The 26532-nt window shown below is 43.5% G+C and carries 22 protein-coding genes; 10 read left to right on the top strand and 12 right to left on the bottom strand.

Annotation, left to right across the window (positions count from 1 at the left end; all coding sequences use genetic code 11):
* Positions 1-67 precede the first annotated feature (67 nt).
* Both IQ457_RS01900 and IQ457_RS01895 read left to right on the top strand, forming a co-directional pair.
* Positions 68-2374 (top strand): primosomal protein N', encoded by a 2307-nt coding sequence (locus tag IQ457_RS01900; protein WP_200661849.1) that lies wholly within the window; start codon positions 68-70, stop codon positions 2372-2374.
* 235 nt (positions 2375-2609) lie between these two features.
* Positions 2610-3815, top strand: coding sequence for a cation diffusion facilitator family transporter (locus IQ457_RS01895; protein WP_200661848.1), 1206 nt, complete (start codon positions 2610-2612; stop codon positions 3813-3815).
* A 64-nt stretch (positions 3816-3879) separates the two neighbouring features.
* On the opposite strand, the gene IQ457_RS01890 is transcribed toward IQ457_RS01895, so the two are convergent.
* On the bottom strand, positions 3880-4194 hold the full coding sequence (locus IQ457_RS01890; RefSeq protein ID WP_200661847.1) for a hypothetical protein: 315 nt from the start codon (positions 4192-4194) through the stop codon (positions 3880-3882).
* A 179-nt stretch (positions 4195-4373) separates the two neighbouring features.
* Between IQ457_RS01890 and IQ457_RS01885 the strand changes: the two genes are divergently transcribed.
* Positions 4374-5078 carry a hypothetical protein gene (locus IQ457_RS01885; protein ID WP_191691030.1) on the top strand — a complete coding sequence of 235 codons (705 nt, stop codon included), beginning with the start codon at positions 4374-4376 and terminating at the stop codon, positions 5076-5078.
* Between the two features lie 75 nt (positions 5079-5153).
* A complete protein-coding gene (locus IQ457_RS01880) occupies positions 5154-7040 on the top strand; it encodes a monovalent cation:proton antiporter-2 (CPA2) family protein (RefSeq protein WP_200661846.1) in 1887 nt (628 codons plus the stop codon).
* 24 nt (positions 7041-7064) lie between these two features.
* On the opposite strand, the gene IQ457_RS01875 is transcribed toward IQ457_RS01880, so the two are convergent.
* Positions 7065-7994, bottom strand: a complete 930-nt coding sequence (locus IQ457_RS01875; RefSeq protein WP_200661845.1) for a DUF2628 domain-containing protein — start codon at positions 7992-7994, stop codon at positions 7065-7067.
* 389 nt (positions 7995-8383) lie between these two features.
* Here IQ457_RS01875 and trmB point away from each other — a divergent pair, with 389 nt between their 5' ends.
* The 3 genes from trmB to IQ457_RS01860 all read left to right on the top strand — a co-directional run bounded on the left by trmB (position 8384) and on the right by IQ457_RS01860 (position 12460).
* Entirely contained in the window at positions 8384-9199 is an 816-nt protein-coding gene (trmB, locus tag IQ457_RS01870; protein ID WP_200661896.1) for a tRNA (guanosine(46)-N7)-methyltransferase TrmB, read from the top strand.
* 1091 nt (positions 9200-10290) lie between these two features.
* Positions 10291-11349, top strand: coding sequence for a recombinase RecA (gene recA, locus IQ457_RS01865; protein WP_200661844.1), 1059 nt, complete (start codon positions 10291-10293; stop codon positions 11347-11349).
* 40 nt (positions 11350-11389) lie between these two features.
* Positions 11390-12460 carry a regulatory protein RecX gene (locus IQ457_RS01860; protein ID WP_200661843.1) on the top strand — a complete coding sequence of 357 codons (1071 nt, stop codon included), beginning with the start codon at positions 11390-11392 and terminating at the stop codon, positions 12458-12460.
* Positions 12461-12509: 49 nt separating this feature from the next.
* Here IQ457_RS01860 and IQ457_RS01855 read toward each other — a convergent pair whose 3' ends face one another.
* From IQ457_RS01855 to IQ457_RS01825, 7 genes are all read right to left on the bottom strand, one after another.
* A complete protein-coding gene (locus IQ457_RS01855; RefSeq protein ID WP_200661842.1) occupies positions 12510-13967 on the bottom strand; it encodes an anion permease in 1458 nt (485 codons plus the stop codon).
* A gap of 326 nt (positions 13968-14293) precedes the next feature.
* Positions 14294-15022: a YidB family protein gene (locus tag IQ457_RS01850; RefSeq protein WP_102077480.1), complete on the bottom strand. Its 729-nt coding sequence runs from the start codon at positions 15020-15022 to the stop codon at positions 14294-14296.
* Between the two features lie 294 nt (positions 15023-15316).
* On the bottom strand, positions 15317-15775 hold the full coding sequence (locus IQ457_RS01845; protein ID WP_200661841.1) for a hypothetical protein: 459 nt from the start codon (positions 15773-15775) through the stop codon (positions 15317-15319).
* A gap of 82 nt (positions 15776-15857) precedes the next feature.
* On the bottom strand, positions 15858-16133 hold the full coding sequence (locus IQ457_RS01840; RefSeq protein ID WP_200661840.1) for an FAD assembly factor SdhE: 276 nt from the start codon (positions 16131-16133) through the stop codon (positions 15858-15860).
* Positions 16134-16304: 171 nt separating this feature from the next.
* Positions 16305-17201: a dihydropteroate synthase gene (gene folP, locus IQ457_RS01835; protein ID WP_200661839.1), complete on the bottom strand. Its 897-nt coding sequence runs from the start codon at positions 17199-17201 to the stop codon at positions 16305-16307.
* A 192-nt stretch (positions 17202-17393) separates the two neighbouring features.
* Positions 17394-19289, bottom strand: coding sequence for an ATP-dependent zinc metalloprotease FtsH (gene ftsH, locus IQ457_RS01830; protein ID WP_068403805.1), 1896 nt, complete (start codon positions 19287-19289; stop codon positions 17394-17396).
* A gap of 450 nt (positions 19290-19739) precedes the next feature.
* Positions 19740-20372, bottom strand: a complete 633-nt coding sequence (locus IQ457_RS01825) for an RlmE family RNA methyltransferase (RefSeq protein ID WP_144296661.1) — start codon at positions 20370-20372, stop codon at positions 19740-19742.
* Between the two features lie 422 nt (positions 20373-20794).
* Between IQ457_RS01825 and IQ457_RS01820 the strand changes: the two genes are divergently transcribed.
* Entirely contained in the window at positions 20795-21106 is a 312-nt protein-coding gene (locus IQ457_RS01820) for a YhbY family RNA-binding protein (protein ID WP_200661838.1), read from the top strand.
* Between the two features lie 158 nt (positions 21107-21264).
* Entirely contained in the window at positions 21265-22092 is an 828-nt protein-coding gene (locus IQ457_RS01815; RefSeq protein WP_200661837.1) for a hypothetical protein, read from the top strand.
* Between the two features lie 140 nt (positions 22093-22232).
* On the opposite strand, the gene IQ457_RS01810 is transcribed toward IQ457_RS01815, so the two are convergent.
* A complete protein-coding gene (locus IQ457_RS01810) occupies positions 22233-22958 on the bottom strand; it encodes a CHAP domain-containing protein (protein WP_200661836.1) in 726 nt (241 codons plus the stop codon).
* 164 nt (positions 22959-23122) lie between these two features.
* Here IQ457_RS01810 and IQ457_RS01805 point away from each other — a divergent pair, with 164 nt between their 5' ends.
* Positions 23123-23638, top strand: coding sequence for a hypothetical protein (locus tag IQ457_RS01805; RefSeq protein WP_200661835.1), 516 nt, complete (start codon positions 23123-23125; stop codon positions 23636-23638).
* Positions 23639-23937: 299 nt separating this feature from the next.
* Here IQ457_RS01805 and lpxC read toward each other — a convergent pair whose 3' ends face one another.
* The gene (lpxC, locus tag IQ457_RS01800) at positions 23938-24855 is read right to left on the bottom strand and encodes a UDP-3-O-acyl-N-acetylglucosamine deacetylase (RefSeq protein WP_068403793.1); all 918 of its coding nucleotides are present in this window, start codon (positions 24853-24855) and stop codon (positions 23938-23940) included.
* Between the two features lie 294 nt (positions 24856-25149).
* Complete coding sequence (gene ftsZ / locus IQ457_RS01795; protein WP_068403791.1) at positions 25150-26346, bottom strand: cell division protein FtsZ; 1197 nt, start codon at positions 26344-26346, stop codon at positions 25150-25152.
* Positions 26347-26532: the final 186 nt, after the last annotated feature.

The raw sequence follows: 26532 nt of genomic DNA, 5'->3' as shown, positions 1-26532 counted from the left end.
GCCTTTTTATATTGCTGTTGATGTTTTTACTCTCTATTCATTCGATAAAAGACTGCGAAGCCCAGCTATGTTGCTACAAGTTGCCCTACCCGTGCCCCTTTATCGGGTATTTGACTATCGCTTGCCAGCAGATACGCCGACGTTGCCAAACGGCGCTGCCATGGCTGCCATGCCGCTACCACCGATTGGTAGCCGTGTTGAGGTACCTTTTGGTCGTCAAACCTTAATCGGTATTGTCATTGCTCATATTGAGGAAGCGGCTAGCGACGTTCCCATCAACAAGCTCAAACCTATTAATAAATGCTTAGATGCTGAGCCCATTTTAGATGCTAGCATGCTAAAGCTCGCGCATTGGCTGGCGCGTTATTATCACTATCCACTCGGTGACGTGTTAGCGGTGATGTTGCCAACTCTCGTACGCCAAGGTAAGCCGTTAGATTTATTGACTACCCATTGGCGGATTTTACCGCACGTCACTGATACTGACTTTCATAGCAATGCCAAAAAACAAAAGCAGCAGTTTGAGATGCTTAAGTTACACGGCGAGCACGGCGCTAGTGAAGACGTACTATTATTAGAAGGTATGCAGCGGCCTTTCTTAAAGGCGCTAGAAGCCAAAGGGCTTATCGAGCGCTATATCGAAGCGAAATCTGCGCCTGCGCCCGTTACTTTAGCAAAAATGCCGCTTGAGCTAAATGAAGAGCAACAGCTTGCAGTCGATGGCATTATTGCTGCGCATGAAAATAAGCAATATACGGGGTTTTTATTAAATGGCATTACCGGTAGTGGTAAGACTGAAGTCTACTTGCAGGCGATGCAAGCGGTGTTGGAAGCGGGCAAACAAGTATTGATACTGGTACCAGAGATTGGACTGACGCCGCAAACACGCGCGCGCTTTGCCAGTCGCTTTGCCGCTCATATAGTCTTATTACATTCGGGTATGAACAATACTCACCGCCTGCAAGGTTGGCAAGACTGCCGCACTGGTCACGCGCAAATTATCATCGGTACACGCTCAGCGGTGCTGTATCCGTTTGCGAATTTGGGCTTAATTGTCGTCGATGAAGCGCATGATGGTTCTTATAAACAGCAAGATACGTTGCGCTATCATGCTGCTGACGTCGCGCTGTATCGCGGCCTGCAAGCCAATATTCCCGTCGTACTTGGTACTGCGACTCCTTCGCTTGAGCATCTAAAACTGGTCGATGATGGCAAGCTTATCGAATACCAACTGCAAACTCGCCCTGGTAACGCCAAACCTGCAACCATGCAGCTGATTGATGCACGCCAGCAAAGCACCCATCAACAGACGACAGACGAAGGCGCACGTTATGATACCGGACTAACCGATGCGCTGATTGGGGCGATACGGCAAACGCTAGAAGCGGGCGACCAAGTATTGATATTTTTAAATCGCCGCGGCTATGCGCCCGTTTTGCTATGCGAAGCGTGCGGTTGGCAAGCCGATTGCCCGCGCTGTGATGCGCATTTGACCGTGCATTATAATAGCCAATCGCAATCCAATTCCTATTCAAACAGCCCTTATTTAAAATGCCATCACTGTGATTGGCAAGCCTATATCCCAACGGTTTGCCCTGATTGTGGCAGTCAAAATTTGGACGCCAAAGGTATCGGAACGACGAGGCTAAGCGAAAATTTGCATGCAATTTTTGCCAATCCACAAACCAGCAAAGAGTTGTACCCCATTATCCAAATCGATCGCGATACTACTAGAGGTAAAGATAGCTGGGAGAATATTTATCAGCGTATCAATGAAGGCAAACCTGCCATCTTAGTCGGCACGCAAATGGTCGCCAAAGGTCATCATTTTCCCAACGTCACGCTTGTCTGCTTGCCTAATGCCGATCGCGGTTTTTTGTCCGCCGACTTTCGCTCGCCAGAGCATACCGCCCAGCTCATGATTCAAGTGGCAGGCCGTGCTGGTCGCGGGGACAAATCGGGGCGCGTGCTTATTCAAACGCTGCAACCCGATAATGCGCTGTTATTAAAATTGGTAAAAGACGGTTATTTGTCTTTTGCACGCGAGCTACTACAAGAACGTAAAATGATGGGCTTGCCGCCGCATAGTTATGCTGCCCTAATACGCTGCGAAGGTAAAACGTTAGCTGCCACCACGCAAGCGCTAAAAGATGCCGTTGGTATTCTTCCAAATGCTCATAATCTTGCTGTTCTCGGCCCTATCGATGCGCCGATGAGTAAAAAGAACAGTCGCTACCACGCGCAATTACTGCTATTAGGCAAAGACCGACAGCAATTACATAGGGTACTCAATCACTGGTGGCAACCTGTACTTGCTTTGCCAAGCGCCAAATATCTAAAACTGACCTTAGATATCGACCCTGTCGGCTGGTAAACGTTCAATCTTAAAACACACCTCGCCAGTTTTAATTATCTCTCTATATATTGCTGTCAATAAAGAACGCTAGCCAAAATTCGCCTTATATCGTTTACTGCCTAGATACAGCAAGCCTTTAGTAAATGTGCTAAATTCTCTATAACTGTCTGGTTATGGACAGCAATCCTAACTTTATAAGCAATCAAAGCTTTATAAACCCTCTATTTCACCTTTTATTATCCCGAGTATTGTTATGAATCAAGAGCGCCCGAAATCTAAGCAACATGACCATTCTTATCAGAATGCGGCGATTGATACCCATAAACATGCTCAAAATCATGCAGATAATAGTAATATTCAAGACAGGTATACCAAGGATAATCAACACCATCATGACCACGATGAGCATCTAGAAGAGACGGTTGCACCGCGCGACACCAAGGGTTATCAGCGCACTTTGCTGTTTAGCTTTATCATCATTACAGGCTATATGTTTGTCGAAGCCATTGGCGGCTGGCTCACGGGTAGTTTGGCGCTGCTGTCTGATGCTGGTCATATGCTCAGTGACGCGGTAGCGCTTGGCGCGACGTTAATGGCCTTTAAAATTGGTGAAAAAGCTGCCACCCATCAAAAAACCTTTGGCTATAAACGCTTTGAGATTTTGGTGGCGACGGTCAATGGTGCAACGCTGGTTATTATTGCCATCATGATTTTTTATGAGGCGATTAAACGCTTTAACTCGCCGCCTGAGATTGCGACCCAAGGGATGCTTATTGTTGCGACCATTGGTATGCTGGTCAATATTGTGGTCGCTTGGCTGATGCATCGCGGCAGTCGCGGCACTGATACGCATGAGCATGCACATAGTCATAGCCATGGCGACAATCATGTACAGCAAGATGGACAAGCTGAAGCTAAAGCACCAGTTAATTTAAATATGCAAAGTGCTTATTTGCACGTATTAAGTGACTTAATGGGTTCGGTTGCCGCTATCGTTGCCGCGCTTTTGATGATGAGCTTTGGCTGGGTTTGGGCAGATGCGGCAGCGTCAGTCATTGTGGCCATATTGATTTTATTTAGTGGTTATCGCGTGGTACGTGATTCGGTACATATCTTGATGGAAGGCACGCCAGAAGGAATCTCACTGGTAGAGGTCGAAGATAAACTACTTACCCATCCACAAGTCCAAAAAGTCCATGACCTACATGTTTGGAGTATCACCAGCGGTCTCAACGCCCTATCGTGTCACGTGGTCGTCGATGGTGAAATGAGTATTTATGAATCGAGTATCTTGATTGCCAGTTTAGAACAGAGTCTTCTTGAGCTTGATATTCACCATGCGACCATTCAGGTTGAAAGCTTAGCGCATCCGCAAACCAAAACCCATAGCGACGCCTTAGTCTGCGATATCTCCCAGCAGGCGACTAATAGCAATAGTCATATTGGTCACAACCATTAAGCATAAGACATTAAATATTAAATCATATAATTATCAATTAAAACGTCGCCCATCTGGGTTCTAGCTATAAGCGACGTTTTGTCAAATAGCGCTTTATTAAGTAATGGCAATAACGCAGCACAAAACAAATGAACCAAACTGCTGTTATGAGCCAAATACTCAGCCCCAGCCCCAACAGCGTCATGCGAATCCAAAAATCTAGCGCGCTGTCCATAAACTGTGGCAGATAAACCGGTCCCATATTTGACGCCAGTAGCAACCAAAATCCAAATACTAGCGCCAATCCTGCACCGGTAATTTTTAAAACCACTCTACTAATATTTTTTAATAAGCTCCGCCGATTATGATGATTTAGGAAGTATTTAGAGCCATTATCCATAAAAACAGCGCCTAAGAAAGAGAGTTAATTTTAAATAAGCTTATATCAGGCGGCTTTTTTCATTGTAATAGGATGTTAAAAATCATGGGAAATTTAACCGCGTCGCCATATTTTTTATCTAAATTCTGTATACTTAAAGCTGAAACGCCCAATTTGCCACTACTGGATTATTTTCTGCCATGTCGAGACGCTCAGCTCCTTTCGTTGCTCCAAGCTACATTGTTGACCCTATCTCAAGCGAGGGTAAAAAGCATGCCAAAGCATTGCTATCGACGCTGCAAGAAGATATTGCCAGCTTTCGAGATGAGCAGTTTCCGCCTGATATTTTGCGGCAAATTCGTGATATGCCGATTTATGAAGGCAATTTAGCCGAAGTCCAAGCTTATCAGCAGCGTTGGCATAGTCTGCTTGAGCGCGCGATGGCATTTTATCCGGCGGCCAATCTACCACCCGACTATTTGCCTTTGCCCGCCAGCCTTGAGATACCGCAGTTTATTTATCATGTGCAAAGGTTACATCTGACCAAGACCCGCGCCAAAGAATCCAAAAGTTTTGGCTCGGTCGGGGCGCTGACCGATAAATGTGGCGATTATAGTGCCGATGAAATCGCCCGTATGAGTGCCGTATTTGACAATGATGATGAGGCACGTTTGGTGGCGCATCGTGAATTTATTGATTTGCGCGCATATGTATTTTGCCGCAATACCAAGGGCGAGATGCTAGAGCCTGAGCGCGTACGCTTTTACCGCACGGGGCTTATCGTTCATGCCCTACCTGATTTTAAAATCGTCGACAGTCGTCAGACCCCGCGGAAACGCCGTAACGATGCTTATAGCAATCCGCTGGCAGACAATGGCGTATGGAAGATTTATCGTAAAAAATAAACGATGTTCAAAAATTTTGATTACTGATCTACACTGTTTTACTGCTTATTTTACCATTACCGCTAAGGATTCCAGATGCTCGCTGCCGCCGCCGGCTCACCAAACTTGATGTTACAAGCTACGATTTTCTTAGGGGCAGCGCTGCTGTTTGTACCACTCGGCAAGCGTTTCGGTATTGCGACGGTGTTAGGGTATCTGATTACTGGCTTGATATTAGGCCCCAGTGGTTTAGACGTTGCAGGCGACGCCGAGAGCTTATTGCACTTTTCTGAGTTCGGCGTGGTCATGCTGTTGTTTATCATTGGTCTTGAGTTGCAGCCTTCACGATTATGGGCGCTACGGCGTTCGATATTTGTCCTCGGGGGCTTACAAGTCGGTCTGACAGGCATGCTATTGATGTGGCTGTTACACCAGTTTTTTACCTTGCCGCTTGATACCGCTTTTATCGTTGGCTTTGGTTTAGCCTTGTCGTCGACTGCCTTTGTGCTACAAATCTTGACGGAAAAACAGCAGCTTTCTAGTACCCATGGCCGTGAAGCCTTTACCATTTTATTATTCCAAGATATCGCTGTTATCCCTTTGTTAGCCGTCATTCCATTTTTATCAGGGGTGCGCGAACAAAGCTACGATTTGATTTATTTTGTTAAAGTATTTGCCGTTTTTGCCGGACTTATCTTTGCTAGCCGTTATATCATTCGACCTTTCTTTAAATTTGTGGCATCTAGCGGTGCTTCAGAACTTTTAACCGCCGTCGCTTTATTTATCGTCATGGGCGTGTCTATTTTAATGGGGCAAATTGGCCTATCGATGGCATTGGGTGCGTTCTTGACTGGCGTATTGCTGGCGGATTCTGAGTATCGTCATGAGCTAGAAGCCAGTATCGAGCCGTTTAAAGGCTTGCTGTTAGGGCTGTTTTTTATGTCGGTCGGCATGCTCACCGATGTCAAACTCATCTTAGCAAAGCCTATTTTTATTATTGGCTGCGCTATGGCGTTGATGGTGATTAAATTTGCGGTGATTACCGCCATTGCAAAAGTATCGGGTAATCGCTGGCCGACCAGTATTCGTTTGGGAGTTACCCTCGCTCAAGGTGGTGAGTTTGCCTTTGTATTATTCAGTGTGGCAAGCGCGCAAAATGTATTGCGTCCTGAGCTTGGCAACACCCTAAACCTTATTGTTACCATCTCCATGGCGCTCACGCCACTGGCATTTTTACTCTTAGAAAAAATCGGTGAACCGCTCTTTGCCAAAAGAAAACCCAGCCGCGAGTACGATACCATTCCCGACGATGAGCATCAGGTGATTATTGCTGGTTTTGGTCGTGTCGGTCAGATTATCGGTCGCGTACTGCGCATGCACAACATCGAATTTACAGCGATTGAGCGCTCGGCAAATCGCGTTGATTTTGTGCGTAAATTTGGTAACCAAGTCTATTATGGCGATCCAAAAAACCCCGAGATTCTACGCGCCGCCGGTATCAAAAAAGCACGCGTTTTTATCCTTGCCATCGACGATGTAGAGCGCTCTATTACCACCGCTCAATATTTGCGTAAAAACTATCCTGATATGATTGTCTTAGCACGCGCCCGTGACCGCCAGCATTATTACCGTTTGCGTGAAGTCGGCGTCCGTCATATTTGGCGTGAGACCTATTTATCGTCTTTAGATATGTCGCGTGAATCATTACAGCTACTTGGTATCTCAGCAGAAAAAGCGCGCGAGACTGTCCAAACTTTCCGTAATTATGACGATGACTTGATCGAGCGCCAGCAAGCGATTTATGACGACGAAGCCAGTATGATTGAATCGGCACAATCAGCCATAGCGGAGCTTGAGAGCTTATTTGATGAAGATATCGATAAAGCCCGTAAAATGGATTTGACGGACTTTTATGACGCGCTAAAAAGCCAATCCATACCCGCCGATGAAAAAGACAATCTGACCGCTGACTCTAAAAACTAACGGCTATTATATTTTTATCGTTTATTAATCCTCGCTACAGTCTTTAGGCGCCTGCCTTTTATTTAGCGAGGTTGTACAGCGCCAATTATCGCTATCGCGCAGATGATAAAAAACCAGCGTCTGCTCATTTAAATAACGTAATGGAAATTTGACGTTTTGAATGGTAGCGATAACTGCACAATCGGTGTTTGTCACGCCAGCAGCTTTAGTATCAACCGCGATATTGACTTGCTGCGTGCCCATATCTAAAGGCAGCTTAAGCGGACACTGTCCTGTTTGCCGATAGCTAAGCGCCACACGATTTTGTGCTGTTTTAGCGGTATCATAGGTATCAAATAACACTTCATTTTCTTTAGGCTTAGCGACAATGGGTAAAAACTGTACCTTTATTACCATTAACGCAAAAGCAAAAAATCCAAAGCCTAAGCCCAAGCCAAATAGACTGACCCCGCCTTCCTTTTTTAAATGCGCTTTTTGCGCCGCTTCATCGCGCGGATAATCATTGATAGCATCCGCAATCTCGCGCCGTGCCATGCGGTAATAATAAGCATCCGTCCAACGTGCCACCATAAACGACCAAAACAGCCAAATCAGCGCCGCGATAGCGACCCGTATGCTCATCTGATACGCATCGGCAATAAAAGGCATCGCCACAAACTCAAACGCTACCAATATCAGCGCCACATTCAGTTGAATAAATGACCAACCTGCGACACTATATACAATCGCATCCATATAGCGCTTGCGATACAGCAGCCAAGGAAAGGTGACAAAGAACGCCGCCCAGTGCCATTTAGGCGACAGGTAGCCTTGTTCATCAAACTCCTTAAAGCGTTTAAGATAATACGACTGGCTACGCTGACTGATAAACCATTTATCCAGTTGTTCGCGTTTAGCAGCGCTCAGCTGTTCTTGATAAAACGGTGGCGGCGAATCCGTCTCGATAAATAACATGGTGATAGGCCTTACTGATTATTAAGCATAAATATTAACGCGCGGATTTGTATATCGTTTTTTTATCCAACGATTCTGATTAAGTGGTTATTTTCAAACCCTTATTTTTAAAACATGCTGGCTATATGATAACGCCAAAAGCCCTGCGTAGAAAACCCATATATATGAAACCTATATATACAAACAGCCTATAAAGTTATAAGCGTTATGGCGGGTGCGCTAAAACTGTATTGTGCGTTCACAGTGGTGACGATTTCACTTATAATGAGGCAACTTTATCTACTTAATTAAGCTTTGTTAATCCTATGAGTCAACATCCTAAGCACAATGACATCAATAGTAGTGGTAACGATACGACTGATGCGCAAAACCCTAATCCCGCTGATACCATGAACACCGAAATACAAACCGCTTCTAACATCAATACTGATAGCGTTAATACTGATAACGTGGATGTGGATACTGATGCCAGCAGTCAGACTGAAGAGCCAACGGACAAGCACATTCGTATCGTTAATACCTTTATGAAGCGCCGTACGCACATGAATAAAAATGCCGAGCTGGCATTGACTGCGCCAGAGTTTGCGCATTACTTAGTCAATAACAGTTTCGGTGATGGCAATCTTGAGGGCATTAACGATTTACGCGCGTTATTTGCAGATAGCCCGAATGGCAGTGATGCGCCGCTGACTTTAGAGATTGGTTTTGGTCTAGGCGATTCGTTTATCGAGATGGCCGCCGCAGAGCCGACGCGCAATTTTGTTGGTGTTGAAGTCCATGAGCCAGGTATCGGTAAATGCGCCTATATGGCAGGGACGCAAGGGTTAACCAACGTTAAAATCATCAACGGTGATGCCATCCAATTGCTCAAGCAGCTACCAGAAAATCATATCGACCGCATTCAGCTTTACTTCCCTGATCCGTGGCAAAAAAAGCGCCACTACAAACGCCGTTTTGTCAGTCCTGAGCGTATGGCGATTGTTACGCGCAGCTTAAAACAAGGCGGCTGGTTCCATACGGCGACCGACTGGGAACATTATGCCTTTTGGATGGTTGAGGTTTTAGATGCTTTTGCTGGACTGACCAATCAAGCAGGCGCTGGTAATTTCACCGACCGTCCTGACTTTCGTCCAATGACTAAGTTTGAGCGCCGCGGTTTAGAGCGCGGACACGGCGTTTGGGATTTGATCTATATCAAGGATTAGGCCTGGTAGCGTAACCCTAGCATTCCTGCACGATAGCGGCTAAGATACTAATAACGTACTTAGCCGTTTTTTATGCCAATTCATTTTTCCGCTTTTAGCTGAATTTTGCTACTTTTAGCATAGCCCTTGACATATAAGGCTTTGCATGTCGTTTTCAAGATGTTTAGCCATTCAAGGCTGTTATTGAACGCCCTGTAGGCGCAGGCATTATGTGAAACATAGGCGTAACAGAACAATTTTTTTATTAGATTTAAAGTTGCAAAAATAGAAATCATCAATATTTCGCCTGTCCCTCAGATTTTATGTCTGCGCAAACATCGGTAACATAAGGGTTTGCGGAGTTCTCCCCATAAGCTGTGGATAACCCTGTGTATAAGTCGCTACTTGACAAGCATTTCCTTAGATAGCTTAAAGGGTTAGGTAAAATCGTTCATTTTTTGTACAATTTTAAAAACATTATAAATCAATAACTTACAACATATTTTAAAGATAAATAATATATTTTTAATTTTTTTCAAATTAATTTAAAGCCTATCAATGTTTCACAACCTACAAATAAAAATACTTTTTTTATTGTGGACAACTCATAAAACTATTGACAAACAGCCCTGTTATTAAGTTCGAAATATAGGACAAAGCATAACTACTTCGTCATAATATCAGTAGAATAATAGGCGACATTAACTGTCGTTTAGCCGCTTACTACGCTAAATATTGGGCTTGGTATTTGTTATAATAGTCTTATCTAAACAATAGCGATATAACACAGGATAGCGCGACCAGTATCGCAAAGATAAACCTACAGCCATCGTTATAGCAAATGAGCATTAGCGTCTATGAACTTTTTTTTGCTTTTATCATGATTCGTTTTTACTGTATAGTAAGGTGATATAGCCGATATCACTGTCTTAAACCCACTATAACCCTCTACCTCAAACTTGCCAAATGTGTCGTTTACTGATGATGAAAGTCGTGAGTGATTTCACTAAGCAAGTCGTTATTTAACAAACGCTTTAAACCTATCGTTTTAAAAGCCACGTTTTACATAACTAAACCATTTTATATTTATTATTTTTCACAAGGAGTCCTACATGGACGAAAATAAAGCCAAAGCCCTCAAAGCGGCATTAGGTCAAATTGAAAAGCAATTTGGTAAAAACACTATTATGCATCTTGGTGACGAGTCAGCCACGCTTGACGCCGATGTGGTTTCTACCGGCTCATTGGGTTTAGATATCGCGCTTGGTATCGGTGGTTTGCCAAAAGGTCGTATCATTGAGATTTACGGTCCTGAAAGCTCTGGTAAAACTACCATGACCTTGCAAGCGATTGCCGAATGCCAAAAACAAGGCGGCGTTTGTGCCTTTATCGATGCTGAGCATGCCCTTGACCCAGTTTACGCCCGTAAACTTGGGGTAAATACGGACGATTTACTCGTGTCACAGCCAGACAATGGTGAGCAAGCACTTGAGATTACAGATATGTTGGTGCGCTCAGGGGCAGTTGATATGATTGTCATCGACTCAGTCGCAGCGCTGACCCCGCGAGCAGAAATCGAAGGAGAAATGGGCGACTCGCACATGGGCTTGCAGGCACGTTTGATGAGCCAAGCACTGCGTAAAATCACTGGTAATGCCAAACGCTCGAACTGTATGGTGGTCTTTATTAACCAAATCCGTATGAAAATCGGCGTTATGTTTGGTAGTCCTGAAACCACAACCGGTGGTAATGCACTAAAATTCTATGCGTCCGTACGTATGGATATCCGCCGTATCGGGGCGGTGAAAAATGGCGATGATATTATCGGTAACCAAACCCGTGTCAAAGTCATCAAAAACAAAATGGCGCCGCCATTCCGCCAAGCTGAATTTGAAATCACTTATGGTGAAGGTACCAACCATCTAGCAGAAGTGATTGATTTGGGCGTTGAGATTGGCGCAGTTGGCAAAGCAGGCTCTTGGTACAGCTATGGCGATGAAAAAATTGGCCAAGGTAAAGCCAATTCGGTACTGTTTTTAAAAGAAAACCCTGCAATTGCTGAAGAGATCGAAGCTAAAATTCGGGCTGAAAAACTCGGAGTAGTCGACCCTAATAAAGCGCCAGACGAGGAAGATTCTGAACAAGACTTTACTCCTGAGCCTGTGCAATAATAGATTTTTTGTAGAATATGATTGTCTATCATGATTGAGTATGAAAATTAAAACCTTAGCTGAAATACTCGCTGAGTCGGAAGCCGATTCAGCGAGTGCTACTCCTGCCAAATCCAAAAAGTCTACCAACTCCTCTGAGTCTTTCAAACACACTCAGAGCTCCTATCCAGACAAGCCTAGAAAAACGGCTAAACGTACGACTTATACAAAAAAAGAAGCAACACCTTTACAGGACGATGCTATAACGGATATAGACTCGCTTGTCTCTTCTTCCTCTTATAATAAAAAATCTTATAAAAACAAAAAGCGCAAAAAAAGCTTTCATCCAGCGGCAAATTTCATTCCTGAGCCTAATAACGTACCTTCCTATCAGCCACCAGAAGCGCAAAGCATTAAACAGCTACTTGCCGAGGTTAAGCATGATGTTCATGATAGCGAAGATAATGAGCATACAGATAGCAATATTGCTAACGGTCATAGTGAATTAAACCATCAAGCTAATAATCAAACAGACAACCTACCTGCAGCGCTTAAAGCCTATTTGCGTACGCCTGAGCAACGGCAAGCGGATATCGACGCCATTAAAGCCGAAAGCCGTTTGCGCTGGTTGGCATTCTATTATTTGTCACGCCGTGAATACGGCAAAGCCGAGCTGAAACAAAAGCTGCTAGACAAAGAGCAAGACCCCGATAAAATCGATGCTCTACTTGATGAGTTTGCAGAAAAAGGCTATCAAAGCGATTATCGTACCACGCTGATGCTGATACGAGAAAATATCCGTAAAGGACGCGGACGCGCTCGTATTAAGCAAGAGTTCTATCATAAAAAGATAGCCATGCCTGGCAATATTGATGAGCTGATCGACATGGCCAATGCCGAATCGGAAGAATTTAGTGAATTTATCGATGAGGATACCGATAACTTGGTCGAAGGCGTCGATTGGCTAAAACTTGCGGTCACCGCCCGTACCAAAAAATATGGCGATGACATCCCAACTGAGCAAAAAGACAAGGCTCGCCAGCTACGATTTTTGCAATATCGTGGCTTCAATACCGATATCTGCTTTGAGGCGTTAAATTATACGTTAGATACCTTAGATGAGCGCTTTTAACCAATTTGAGCAAACTCATCGATGACTCATAATATTGTCAGTCTATTTATCAATAATAACCAAGCAGTTTCCACCAAATCAAACCAGCGCCTATCCATACCACAAGATTGACCACACTCATGATGGCGCCGATAATCCACCACTCTCCTAGGGTCACATAGCCCGAGTTAAAAATAACCGGCGCCGTACCTGTTGCATAATGGGTCAACGTCATCATGATATTGCCTGCTGCTGCTAAAATAAGCGCATATAACATTGGCGGCGCGCCTAGGCTTAACCCTACGGCATAAAAAGCAGCAAACAAGGCGGTAATATGGGCGGTGGTACTGGCAAAAAAGTAATGAATATACAAATAAACCAATGTTAAAATCACCACAGCGCCGATCCAGCCTACGCCTATTACGCCAATCATTGATTCGATGTTGCTTGAGAACCAGCTAACCAAGCCTAATTTATTGAGGTAAGACGCCATCATAATCAGGGCCCCAAACCATACGATGGTATCCCATGCTGATTTTTCTTTAAGCACGTCATCCCAAGTTAATACGCCTGTCAGTATAAGCGCCGTCAAACCGATAAAAGCAGTGGTTGTCGCATCGACACTTAATTGTTCACCAAAGATTAGAGCTGGAATATTGGCCCACAATATCAGCATTAAAGCGAAGACGCCCAACATGATTTTTTCCTGCGTGCTCACCTGCCCCATCTCGCTTAGATTGTCTTTAGCAAACTGTTTGGCATCTGGGGTGACTTTGACATCGGGCGGATAAATCAGATAAATAACCAATGGCATCAATAGTAAACAGAGCATCCCCGGTATAAACATGGCCACTGCCCACGTCGTCCATGACAGCTGAATCTCACTCCCTGTGGCTTTATTGACCAAATCTACCACCAGTGGGTTTGGCGCGGTGGCGGTAATAAACATACCAGAAGTAATCGGATTAGCGTGATAATTCACCATCGCTAGATAACGGCCAATTTTATTTTGCGTGCCCTCTTCTGGCGTTGAATGAAAGCTTTGCGCAATTGACCGCATAATGGGGTGAATAATACCGCCACCACGAGCGGTATTAGAAGGGGTAATCGGCGCTATCATCAGCTCCGCTGCGCTTAACGAATAAGCAACGCCAATGGTCTTTTTTCCAAATATCGAGATGAAGTAATAAGCAATACGCCGCCCCAAACCCGTTTTTATAAGTCCTCGCGATATCATTACCGCAATACCGATGAGCCAAATCAGCGGGCTTGAATAGCTCGATAAGGCATCAGCGATGGCGTCTTTTGGACTGTCATTAGTCACCCCAGTCAGCGCCACCAACATAACGGCGATAATGGCAATCGCCCCGATGGGCAAGACTTTACCGATGATGGCCACAATGGTGGCGATGAATAAGGCCAGCATATGCCATGCTTCTGGTGTTACCCCATTTGGTATAGGAATCACAAACCAGATAATCAAACCAACTAAGATGGCAATTGCTGCTTGGATAGGCTTAAATGGCATGAGTAATATCCTTGTAAAATACTTATACCTTTATATCGCATGACTTTATATAAAGCTTTTTAAAGAAACTGGGTAATAACATGCAAAGCTATGAAGTAGCCTTAAATAAATTATACCGTTATCATAAATTTTTTGAATCTTCTTAGCGACTTTAGTCACGGTTCTTAACATATCTATCTTTTTAGCACTCGACTCACATAGAAAACTCTGCGCCCTTATCGCGTTAGAATGTAAGTATTTTTGCTAAGCTAAAACAAAAAAAAGAGCGCATGTATATGCACTCTTTTCTTAATGACGGAAAGGAAGATTTATAAAGGACAATTATTTTACTTTAATGTGCCTAATCGATTTGATAACTGATTGATAATTTGGTCAATCTCTTCATTGGCTTCAGGTTCATTTTCCAAATTGCCATTTGGCGTTAATTGGTTCATAACCTCAGGCAGTAGCTCAGCCAAACCTTGGCGAACTTCCATCTCATTTGCGCCGGTATGCGCCGCTACCTGCTGAATCTCACTTTCATCAAATAGACGGGTAATCTCATTAGGATCAAGATTATCATTGACCTCTTGGTTACTCATCCAAGAACGCGCTTGATTCTCGTAACCCATGCCAGTGATTTTTGATAAAGCGCCACTCAAACCACCATTGCGTTTGATCCAACTGAGTACCATCGGCATCAATGCAGCGATCAGCATACCTTTACCACCAAATCCCGCGCGCGAGGTTCGACCGCCACCCATTTGACCACTTAAGACGCTACCTAAAATATCGCCAAGTCCACCCGCGCCTGCACTCATACCGCCGCGCTGGTTTGCGCCCGTAAGCCCGCCGATGATGTCATCTAAACCAAAACCATTATCACTGCGGCGCTCATACTGCTGTGGATTGTAGCCACTTGGCTGGGTGCCACCACCTAATACACTGCCCAATATATCGCCTAAACCACCGGTGCGGCGTGGATTAATACGTTGGTTGACCGGGTTGCGTTGTCTATCCTCTGGGTCCATCGCACTGCGCGCCACTTGACTGACTAAATTTCCTAATAAGCTCATGATATCGTCCTTTTATTATAAAAATGTATCGTCAAATATCTAATTTACTTTACTCATTTATATAATTTCTCGCCACATACTAGAGCAAATCCTTAAATAATAAGACAAATAAGAGTTTGACGATTATCTCCACTATAGCAAAACCGTTACCTAGCCTAGATAGACGTTTTGTTATGGCATGTAGCGGCATGTTAGTGATTGAAAGGAAGAAATGAGAGGTAGGAAAAGATATATAAAGAAATGCAGCATATAGATGATGCTACTTATATTATTTTCTTAACGCATAGTCTTTATTTACGTCGTTTTGGCAGAAACGCTATTGGCTAAAATAGACAATTTGTGCCATTGCTCGGCGCCGACTTGATCCCGAAATATCGCGACTGCTAAAGGGCGCTGATAAGGCTCTTTGACAATAAATTTAAAGCATATCACCCAAGAATAGCTGCTGATTGCGATCAACTCAGCTTGCCACAAGTTATCGCCGCGACTGCTTCGCATCAGTAGTTGCCAATGTTGATACATGCTCTTATTTAAGGGCGGCTGGCTTAGATGCAGTAAAATCGGTCGCGATAGCGCTAAATAGCTTAGGGTAGCGGCACTTGCAATCAATATGAGTACATACTGCCACAACGCCAATGACGCAAGCGCTGCCAATGTCAGCAGCGCAGTTGCTAACACCAGATAAAATATCAAACGTATACGGCTCATAGGTTTGATAGGCGCGTCAATACGTAAGGAGCTTAGCAATGTCATCGTTAGCATCCAAGCAGGATTTTATGTATTCAGAACTTCTATCTAAAAGGTTGGTACTTTGAAAAAACCTCAATGGTTACGTTTAACTTTTACTATGACGCCATGTTTTAATTTTGTTAACCAAATCCCATATCGCTGTATTTTCTGGACGGCTTTGGTTGGTAAAATAATCCAATAAATCTGGATCTTCATGGGTCAGCATTTCTGCGAAAGTCGCCTGTTCACTCGAGTCAGCGGTTAAATATAACTCTTTAATATAAGGGTCAATATAAAAGTCTAATTCTTTTAATCCGCGGCGGGCTTGATAAATAATGCGGCGTTGCTCAAGAGTGGGTTCTGGTTGATTGCTAATCGTCATAAATATATTCCCATAGGTTTAAATGGCATTTAACTAAATATACGTTAAATAAATAGTAAGGTTAATAAATAATAAGAGTCAGCCGTACTTATAAAGGCATCATTTATAAAGATAACGTCTATAAAAGGCAATCTAGCAACAGCCAGCTTATAAAAAGCTATTAATAACCTATCAGCTTTGATTATAAGCCGATAATTGCTGCCATAGCGTCACCGCTTGCTGCATCATAGCGACATTATGGGTGCGGATAATACTAGCGCCCTGTTGTAGTGCAAAAATCCCCGCCGCCGTTCCTACCGCGTCACGCTCTAACGCTTGAGTATTGGCAAGCGCTTCGACTCCGCTTTTCCTCAATACTTCAGCTAAAAAACGCTTACGCGAGATACCAAACATCAATGGCAAACCAAGCGTTTGTAACTTATCAAGCTGGGTCAATAGTGCACGATGATGCTCGTAATCTTTTGCAAAGCCAAAACCTGGATCGATAATGATTTTTTCGCGCTTAACACCTAGACTTGTCACTTCAACGATACGCGCTGTTAGCTCGGTACTGACTTCTTTAGTCACATCATCATACTGAGCAAGATTATTCATCGTCGTCGGTTCACCGCGCATATGCATCACCATGACAGGAACATCAAGCTTAGCTGCCATCTTTGCTGCGCCTTCACGCTTCAGCGCGCGGACGTCATTCCAAATATCAGCGCCTGCTTCAAACGCTGCCTGCATAACGATAGGATTACTGGTGTCTATAGACAACCAAACTCCATCACCAAGTTGCTGCCGGATTGCTTTGACGACCGGTATAACTCGCTGCAATTCTTCATTAGTTGCGACAATAGCAGCATTGGGCCGCGTAGACTCACCGCCGATATCGATAATGGTTGCACCCGCGCCTATCATGTCTTTAGCGTGAGTGATGGCGCTATCAATCGCAGTAAACTGCCCACCGTCAGAAAAGGAATCAGGTGTGACGTTTAAGATCCCCATAACATGCGGCTGTGATAAATCTAAAGTTTTATCGCGGCTCGTTACTTTATAGCTAGGTAAAGGCTGGAATAATGACATAACTTATCCATGATAAATTGTATTTTACAGAATTGTTTTAGCGGTATTTATACTGTTTAAGATTATAAACGTCCATGATAGCAGCAAATCTTATTCTGTCCTAAAGCCTTCGTCAAATGACACCCACAAAAAAGCCCTTTATCAAAAAGGGCTTTTTTATCGACTATCTATGAGATTGTAATAAACGAGAAACTACATCGCTGGTAATGGCGGCGGTGTAGAATTCGTCGGTTTAATATCAGTTTTCGATAAGTCTACTTCATTAGGCTGATAGACTCTTGGCGGACGAGGCTCTTCACCTGCCAAAATATCCTGCAACTGATCGCGGTCGATGGTTTCCCATTTCATCAGCGCATCTACCATCGCATGCATCTTGTCTTGATTGCCTTCAATCAATTCGCGGGCGATATCGTATTGCTCTTCCAGCATACGGCGTACTTCTTCGTCAACTTTTTGCTGCGTGGCTTCCGAAATCGTCCGACCACCGCCACCAAAGTAGCCCTGTGAGCTATCATCGTCTTCGTAAACCATGATGCCTAACGCATCTGACATACCATATTTGGTTACCATCGCGCGTGCCATCTTGGTCGCACGTTCAAAGTCGTTTGAAGCGCCCGTTGACATTTGATTGATAAAGACTTCTTCAGCAATACGGCCACCAAACAATATCGCAATATCGTTAAGCATTTTCGATTTATACATGCTGGTCTGATCATGTTCAGGTAGCTGCCAAGTCACACCAAGGGCAAAACCACGCGGCATAATCGTCACTTTATGGACAGGATCAGTACCGGGTAATAGCTCAGCAACTAGCGCATGACCTGCTTCATGATAGGCAGTAGCACGGCGCTCTTCTTCACGGATAACCATGGATTTACGCTCAGGACCCATATATAGCTTGTCTTTTGCGTCTTCAAAATCATTCATATCAACGCTACGTTTGTTACGACGCGCGGCAAACAATGCGGCTTCGTTAACAAGGTTGGCAAGCTGCGCACCACTAAATCCTGGCGTACCACGAGCCAATGCATGCGCATCAACACCGATAGTATTCGGTAATTTGCGTAAATGTACTTTAAGGATTTGCTCGCGACCTTTGATATCGGGCAGACCTACTTGCACCTGACGGTCAAAACGACCTGGGCGCAATAGTGCTTTATCAAGAACGTCTGCACGGTTAGTTGCCGCAATGACGATAACGCCTTCGTTACCTTCAAAACCATCCATTTCAACCAATAATTGGTTCAATGTCTGCTCACGCTCATCATTACCGCCGCCCATACCAGAGCCACGATGACGACCGACTGCATCAATCTCATCAATAAAGATAATACAAGGCGCACTCTTCTTCGCTTGTTCAAACATATCACGTACACGTGAGGCACCAACACCGACGAACATTTCAACGAAGTCAGAACCTGAAATCGAGAAGAAAGGTACTTTGGCTTCACCAGCAATGGCTCTTGCCAATAGTGTTTTACCCGTACCTGGAGGACCAACCATCAAGATACCACGTGGAATCGTCGCGCCAAGCTTAGTAAATTTGTCAGGGTCGCGTAAAAACTCAACAACCTCGACGACTTCTTCTTTGGCTTCTTCACAGCCAGCAACGTCATCAAAGTTGACCTTGATTTGGTCTTCAGTCAGCATTTTAGCTTTTGATTTACCAAAGCTCATTGGACCGCCGCCTTTGCCACCAGCGCCGCCCTGCATATTGCGCATAAAGAATAAAAACAGACCAATAATCAATAAAATTGGGAAACTGGCTATTAGCAGTTGCATTAAAACACTTTGACGCTTAGGCGCGGTGCCTTGCACTTCAACTTGGTTTTCGCGCAATAGTGGCATTAGCTGATCATCAGTCACAGCTGGACGAATGGTCTCAAATGATGAACCATTTTTCTTCTCGCCGGTGATTTGCTCGCCATCGATTTCAACACTGGCTACTTGGTTTTCTGACACGGCGGTCACGAACTCCGAGTAGTTAAGATTATCCGGCTCAGATGATTTGTCAAAGCCGCTAAACACCAGCACTAAAACACCGATCACCACCAGCCACAATAAGGTATTTTTTACCATGTCGCTCACTAGTTATTCCCATCCCTTACTTATTGGTGTGTTTACTAAACACGTGACGTCTATATATAAACGTATGGCTCACTATTCAATGCCTAGCTGCAAATTATTATTTTTACTTAGGTTTAATGACTCTAAAAACCCGAGCAAAATAATAAATAAGCGAACTAAAATGAATGACTGAGCGGTTAAAGCGTTTACTCTCAGACGACTTTGCTTAAAACATAGGCTTGATACGTAGATGTAAAAATATAGATTTAAAACAAAGTTAATATATCATGATATGTGGTGCTAACCTGTATAATTCAAGCAGCAATCACATTTATTCAGTTAACGGATTGTAGCGTTTTTACGCTTATTAATCATAGCCTTTATGGTGACCTTTTATCACACTTTATAGGATGGATGATTCGCGCAACTGCTTGACGTTAAAACCTTTTTATTAAATAGTTAAACGACCTACTACTTAATGGCAATCCAAAACATCTCTTTTGAGCGTGGTCGTGAAGCACCCGGTTTGATACTACGAATTTTACTAAAATCTGCCTGCATCTGCTTGCGTAATTCTTGTGTACCCTCGCCTTGAAACACTTTCATAATAAGCGCGCCACCTTCGGGTAAGGTTGCCAGCGCGAAATCGACCGCCAGCTCGCATAAATACATCATGCGCGGCTGATCAATGGCGCTGTTACCAGCGGTATTGGGTGCCATATCTGATAGCACCACATCGACCTGCCGGTTGCCGACTTCTGCCATGATACGCTCGAACACATCTGCCTCACGAAAATCACCCTGAATAAAGGTCACGTCGGGCAAGGTATCCATCGGCAGTATATCCGAGGCAATCAGGACGCCTTTTTCACCGACCAATTTGCCAGCGACTTGCGACCAACTGCCGGGCGCACTGCCCAAGTCAACGACGGTCATGCCTTTTTTAATCAGGTTGGTTTTCTCATTTATCTCCAGCAATTTATAAGCAGCGCGGGCACGGTAGCCATCTTTTTGGGCTTTTTTTACATAAGGATCGTCAATATGCTCTTGCATCCAAGCACTGCTGCTTTTTGACAATTTTTTATTTTCAATACGCGTGACCAAAATGACTGCTCCTATTGTCTGGTAATATACCTGCTTGCAAATACATCGTTTGTAAAACACGACTGGCGGTTTATAAAGGGATTGTTTATGAGCGTTTAATAACGGCCTACTTTTAAAATAGTCGCTTCTCAATTGAGCGTCTATAAAAACGTTCTTACCAGCATATGATTACGCTAGTGCTGAACAACGAAATCTTGTATCTGTTTCATTACCCTTTAACCGCGAAATTCTCTTGGCAAAAACACTGCTTTATAAACCTGTAGCGTTTATAATGTACTTATACTTTCAGTTTAACATTTTCATCACATAAAATCGTGCAAAATCCTGCTGATCTCATACAAGGTGATCATAGATTGTCTATAATGGTCATTATCTGCTCGCAATAGCACCTGCTTTTATTTTTACCAACATCTAGGAATAGTATGCAACTCGATAACGCTACCGTTAAACGCCTAAAGGGCATTGGTCATGACCTAAAACCGATTGTTATGATTGGCAATAAAGGTATTACCCCAAGCATCGCTGAAGAAATTGATCGCGCTTTGACCGATCACGAACTTATCAAAGTAAAACTGCCTGCTGGCAGCAAAGAAGAGCGCGATGTCATCGGTGCTCAGCTTGCAGCGGCAGCTAATGCGACTTTGGTACACTCAATTGGCCGTATGGCGCTATTACTGCGTCAAAACCCAAACGCCAACCCAAAGCTATCAAACCTTGCGCGTCACGCCCAATAAATAAGCTACCTATTTAATTTTAGATTATGTTTTATCTTATTGAATAAAAGCCGCGCTGCATTTGCTCGCGGCTTTTCTGCTATTCATAGTCAGTTTAAATAAAATACTACAAGTATGATAATGCGCTACTGATATTAAACTCTGGATATTATCGACCTATGAGCCAAATTTTTAATTTATGTTTAGCGACTGATACGTTAGCCGCTGCTGCCGAGCAGCTAGGTGTCACCATAGCAGAATTACAACATATTCGAGTAGAAGTGGTCGCAAGTTTGGTCAATAGAGCTAAAACTGCCCAACCTACAAATACAAAGTGGCAATTACAGCTTGATTACTGCATCACGTTACCGCTTGATTCGTTAGCAGCGCAATTGTACTGGCCAACATGGCAAGCTGAACAAGTAGGTTTTGCAGATTATTTATGGGAACAGACTTGTCTTGAGTGCTTTTTAGCGGGCGAGTTGATAAACAGCACCGTTACGATAGATGAAGATAATATTCAAACAAACCCTTATATGGAAATAAACGCTAGTCCTGACGGCCGTTATGCGCTTTATCAATTTGCCGTCTATCGTAAGCCTGCGACATTACCGCCGACGCCGCTTTTACAAGGAAATGGGCAAACACGGGCTTCTATTGATTGGACAGCTACTCCCTTCTCAGTGAGTAACGCCGCTGACAACGCAGCGCTGCAAGCGGATTCGATGCCAACCCCCTCTTTTAATGATCCATTAGCAGCTGGCGCTAAAACTTATCATTTCGAGCGTAGCTTTTATTTATCATTAAACCAATTATCCCAAGTACAGACTACCAACGATGAGATTGGCATTGAATACATCCATCCTTGTGTAATTTTGAGCTTTGATACTAAACTTGGTAAGACGGCATTATATTTCGCGCCCAATCACGCCGCCCCGCCAGATTTTCACGACATGCAGTATTGGCCAGTATTTGATAAACAGGCCGCAATGGTGCAATCCTCTTAAAACCCTAATGCTCTCCACTCTTTTCTCTAAAGCTTTTTAATTTCATACATAAAAAAACCAGTAATGCCATCAAGAGCATTACTGGGTTCGGAGAAAACACTGAATTCTAAAATCTATAATCGTTAATTCACACTTGCTGATTAGTCAACCATAGCAAGATAGATACCGCGGTTCGATGCATCGTCAACGTATTTAGAATCGCGCCAAGTGGTATAACTGTATACACCGCTATATGGGCTGATGCTACTCTGGCGGAAGTCAGATATCCAATCATTGCCATCAAAGATTTGAATATGACCATGCGGATGCTTTGAGCTGCGATCATAAACCACAACATCGCCTACTTGTGGCTGAGTATTATTACTAATCTTAGCAAAGCCAGCTTGGGCTAGCGTACCACGAGAGGCATACTGATAGGCTGACGGATTTGGCGTAAACTCGTAACCTGCTGATTGTAATGCTTTACGGACGTAACGGGCACAGTAACCTGTGCTGCTTGAGCGCGCAACGCGTGACGCATTGGCGGCGGCGATAGCAGGAGCAGAATAACGATCAGGTACTGATTTTGCTTGCTGCTGACGCTGCTCATAAGATAAGCGGCTGGTTAGCGAAGCAAGCTGGTATTCTTTCTGTTTTGCATGCGCACTAAGATTGTCAATCGCTTGACTGATTTCGTCATTGCTAGAAACATACGCACCGCTATTGGTGCTATAGATATTGCGACTTGAACCGTAGTTCGCAGAAGTAGAGATATTTGTAATGGTATGACTCAAGGTATTATTTGGTTGAAAGGTTGTTTCGACAGCACCACTCGTCTGTGCTATACCCATTCCCAATACTGACAAAATTAATAAAGCTTGTTTCATAAATTTACTACCTATTGTAAATACAGGATTGCTCGCCGTCCGTGACAAAGCATGAATTAATTTAGGGAAGATGACCATGAAATAAACATGATAAAATCCGTAGTACAAAAGCTCGCTGTTTATGATGAATATCGCTGCTGTCACCTAGAAGATGAGTGTTTACGATGTCAAAGAAACAACCTAACCGACTTGCTAAACTGATTGATCATCAAGCTTTTGCCGGTAGCGCACTACCTCAAACTCTTGCTGACAATATGCGTTTATATCTACAAGCAACGACCGAGGTAAAAGAGCTTTTGGTAGATTGTCTACCTGAGGAAATCCTCAATAACTGCTGGGTCGTGGGCTTAACCGCTGAGCAACTTATACTCAGTGTGGGCTCGATGACCGCTGCCAATCATATTCGCTATTTACAGAACGCCTATTTGCAGGTATTAACAGAGCGGTCGATTACATTTAAACAACTCAAGCAAATTCGCGTCGTCGTAGCCAATATTCCCGCTCATAATAATTATTCTAAATCATCGCAAGCGTTATCAGCGTCCTTACCAAAGCCTCGTAAAGCCCATGAAAATCAGGCCCTTAGCCAAAACACAAAGCGGACTATATCACAGGCTGCAGAGCATGTCACCACCGATAAAAATCTTAAAAATGCACTTTTGCGCTTAATTAATTCCTAAAAAATTATGGTTTACTATGTAAAGTTATGTAAAACAAACCCATATTCGACTCGGCTAAAGCTGTATTTTTGTAATCTTGTAAACAAAAAAAAATCATCTGTCAGTGTGATTCATAATATGAACCGTACTGACAGATGATTTTTTTATCTCCTACAGCTTTTATTCTATCGAAGTTGTAGCGAATTTTTTCAAAAATAGATGAGGGAATATCTATTTAAATGAATATTATTTAGTACTGCTTATAACCAAGTTATGTAATATTGCGTAAATGTTTCGATACTTCGTGTATATTCGTGTATTTATCCTTCGACTGTTATACGATTCAAAGGTAAATATTCGATAGGACAACTTACATTGTCATCAAAAGTTACAATTTCAAAGTTACTAGGATCGGATAATATCTCGCGTACCAACATGTTGTTTAATGCATGACCAGATTTATAAGCATTAAAACGACCTAAAATAGGATAGCCAATGAGGTATAAGTCGCCTAAAGCATCAAGAATTTTATGACGCACGAATTCATCATTAAAACGCAGCCCTTCTTCATTAAGAATATTGGCATCATCAATAACAATCGCATTGTCCATACTGCCACCTAGCGCCAGGTTATTTTGGCGTAGAGCTTCGATATCTCGTAAAAAACCAAAAGTACGCGCTGAGCTTAATTGTTCAATAAAATTTTGCGTCGAGAACTGCAATTGTGCATGCTGAAAATCTTTATTAATAGCAGGATGGTCAAAATCAATCTCGAAATTTAACTCAAAGCCGTCATAAGGACGCAGCTCTGCCCATTTGTCATCAACTTTAACACGGACAGGACGCACAATTTTAATAAAGCGCTTTGCTGCTTCTTGTTCACAGAAACCTGCTTGCAGTAGCAAACCTACAAATGGCGCGGCGCTACCGTCCATAATCGGTATCTCCGACGCTGACACGCGGATTAATAGATTATCAACCCCAAGCCCTGCTATCGCACTGAGCAAATGCTCAACGGTACCCACACGCGTGCCACCAAATACTAGATTCGATGACATCATGGTATCTTGTACCAAAAAAGCACTGGCAGGAATCGGTTCGCTACCTGCTATATCAGAACGCTCAAAAATAATGCCAGTATTAATAGGCTGCGGATGAAACTCTAAGTCAACAGGTTGACCACTATGAAGACCAGTACCTGTAACGGCTATTGCTGTTTTTATGGTTCGTTGGTTCATGGCTGTCTTCTCACATATTTTGTTACAATTGCCATAGTGTAGCATTACCCGACCCTATTTCGCTAGCGCTAAAAAGCGTTAATTTGCTTATCTCTTTGATTGATAACACTTATCGTCATTATTTTAACGTTTATTTTTATAACGTAACAAATGCTCAATCTTAGCTAAATTATGACTCAAGCCTACTTATTAACCATTAACCTTATACTTTTTTACTTTTTTAAAAAACAAAAAAGCCAGTATCGAAATACTGGCTTTTTTATCCAAACTATCTAATGATTGCTTTGTTAAAGACTATTTATTCTGTTGACGCTTTAGATAATCTTGAATGCTATTGGTTTTAGTTTTAGGCTGTTCTTGCGTCACATTTGCGCGTACGGGGCTTTCTTGATACTGCGCTTGAGCTTGCTTTTGGCTGTTTAGCGCACTGGTATGCAAGTTCGGATCCACAGGCTGGGTACTATTAACAGAAGGTACTGGCTGCTCCACGACTTCAGGCTCTTGACCCGCATTTTCATCTAAGGTCAGACCTGTTGCGATAACCGTCACATGCAAATCATCACCCATTTTTTCATCAATAACAGAGCCGTAGAAAATATGGGCGTCGTCGATATCGGTGATTTCTTCAACGATGACACTGATTTTGCTCATCTCATCGAGTGATAAAGACTCAGATGAAATAACGTTAACGAGTAAGCCTTTGGCATTCTCTAAACGTAAATCATCAAGTAACGGCGATCTGATGGCTTTTTCGGTTGCTTGACGCGCACGATCATCGCCGCTAGCACGTCCAATACCCATCATAGCATGACCTTTAGCCGTCATCGCGGTGCGAATGTCGTTAAAGTCAATGTTAATCATACCTTCGCTAGCGATGGTTTCTGCAATACCTTGTACCGCATGCAATAAAACGTCATCGGCCTTTTTGAAAGCATCCTGCATAGAGATGTTGCCGTAGACGCTCATAAGCTTATCATTAGGAATCGTAATGATTGAGTCGACGAAATTGGTCAACTGTTCGATACCTGCTTTGGCAGCCTTAATACGCTTACCACCTTCAAACTTAAATGGCGTTGTTACAACTGCTACGGTCAACACTTCCATTTCTTTGGCAATACGCGCAACCACTGGCGCTGCACCCGTGCCTGTACCACCGCCCATACCTGCGGTAATGAACACCATATCTGAGTGCTCGAGTAACGCACGGATGGCTTCTTCATCTGCTTCTGCCGCTTCACGACCGACTTCTGGGTTTGCCCCTGCGCCAAGACCGCGGTTGGTTTTGGCACCAAGCTGCAATTTATGCGGCGCTGTAAGACGATCGAGCGCTTGTTTATCGGTATTGGCACAGACAAATGTTACACCTCTAATCCCTTGTTGTACCATATGCTCAACCGCATTACCGCCGCCGCCGCCCACACCGAATACAGTGAAGCTTGCCTGGCCGTTACTTTGAAGCTGATTATCATCTGGCATGGTGTATTTTGACATAAAAAGATTTCTCCAGTTGCAGATAGCGTGATGGTCGATACGTAGTAACACACTCATAGGGCGCGCTATCGACTTACTATATATAAACGTATTTAATTAAAACAGGGCAATGGCTTAAATAGTCTTGCGTTGCCAATGTATGCCGTTATGGTACAGGGTGCTGCTATTAATCTGTTGCTTATCAGG

The organism is Psychrobacter sp. M9-54-1 (genome assembly GCF_016613355.1).
GTDB lineage: Bacteria > Pseudomonadota > Gammaproteobacteria > Pseudomonadales > Moraxellaceae > Psychrobacter > Psychrobacter faecalis.
This window is presented reverse-complemented; position numbering and strand designations above follow the sequence as displayed.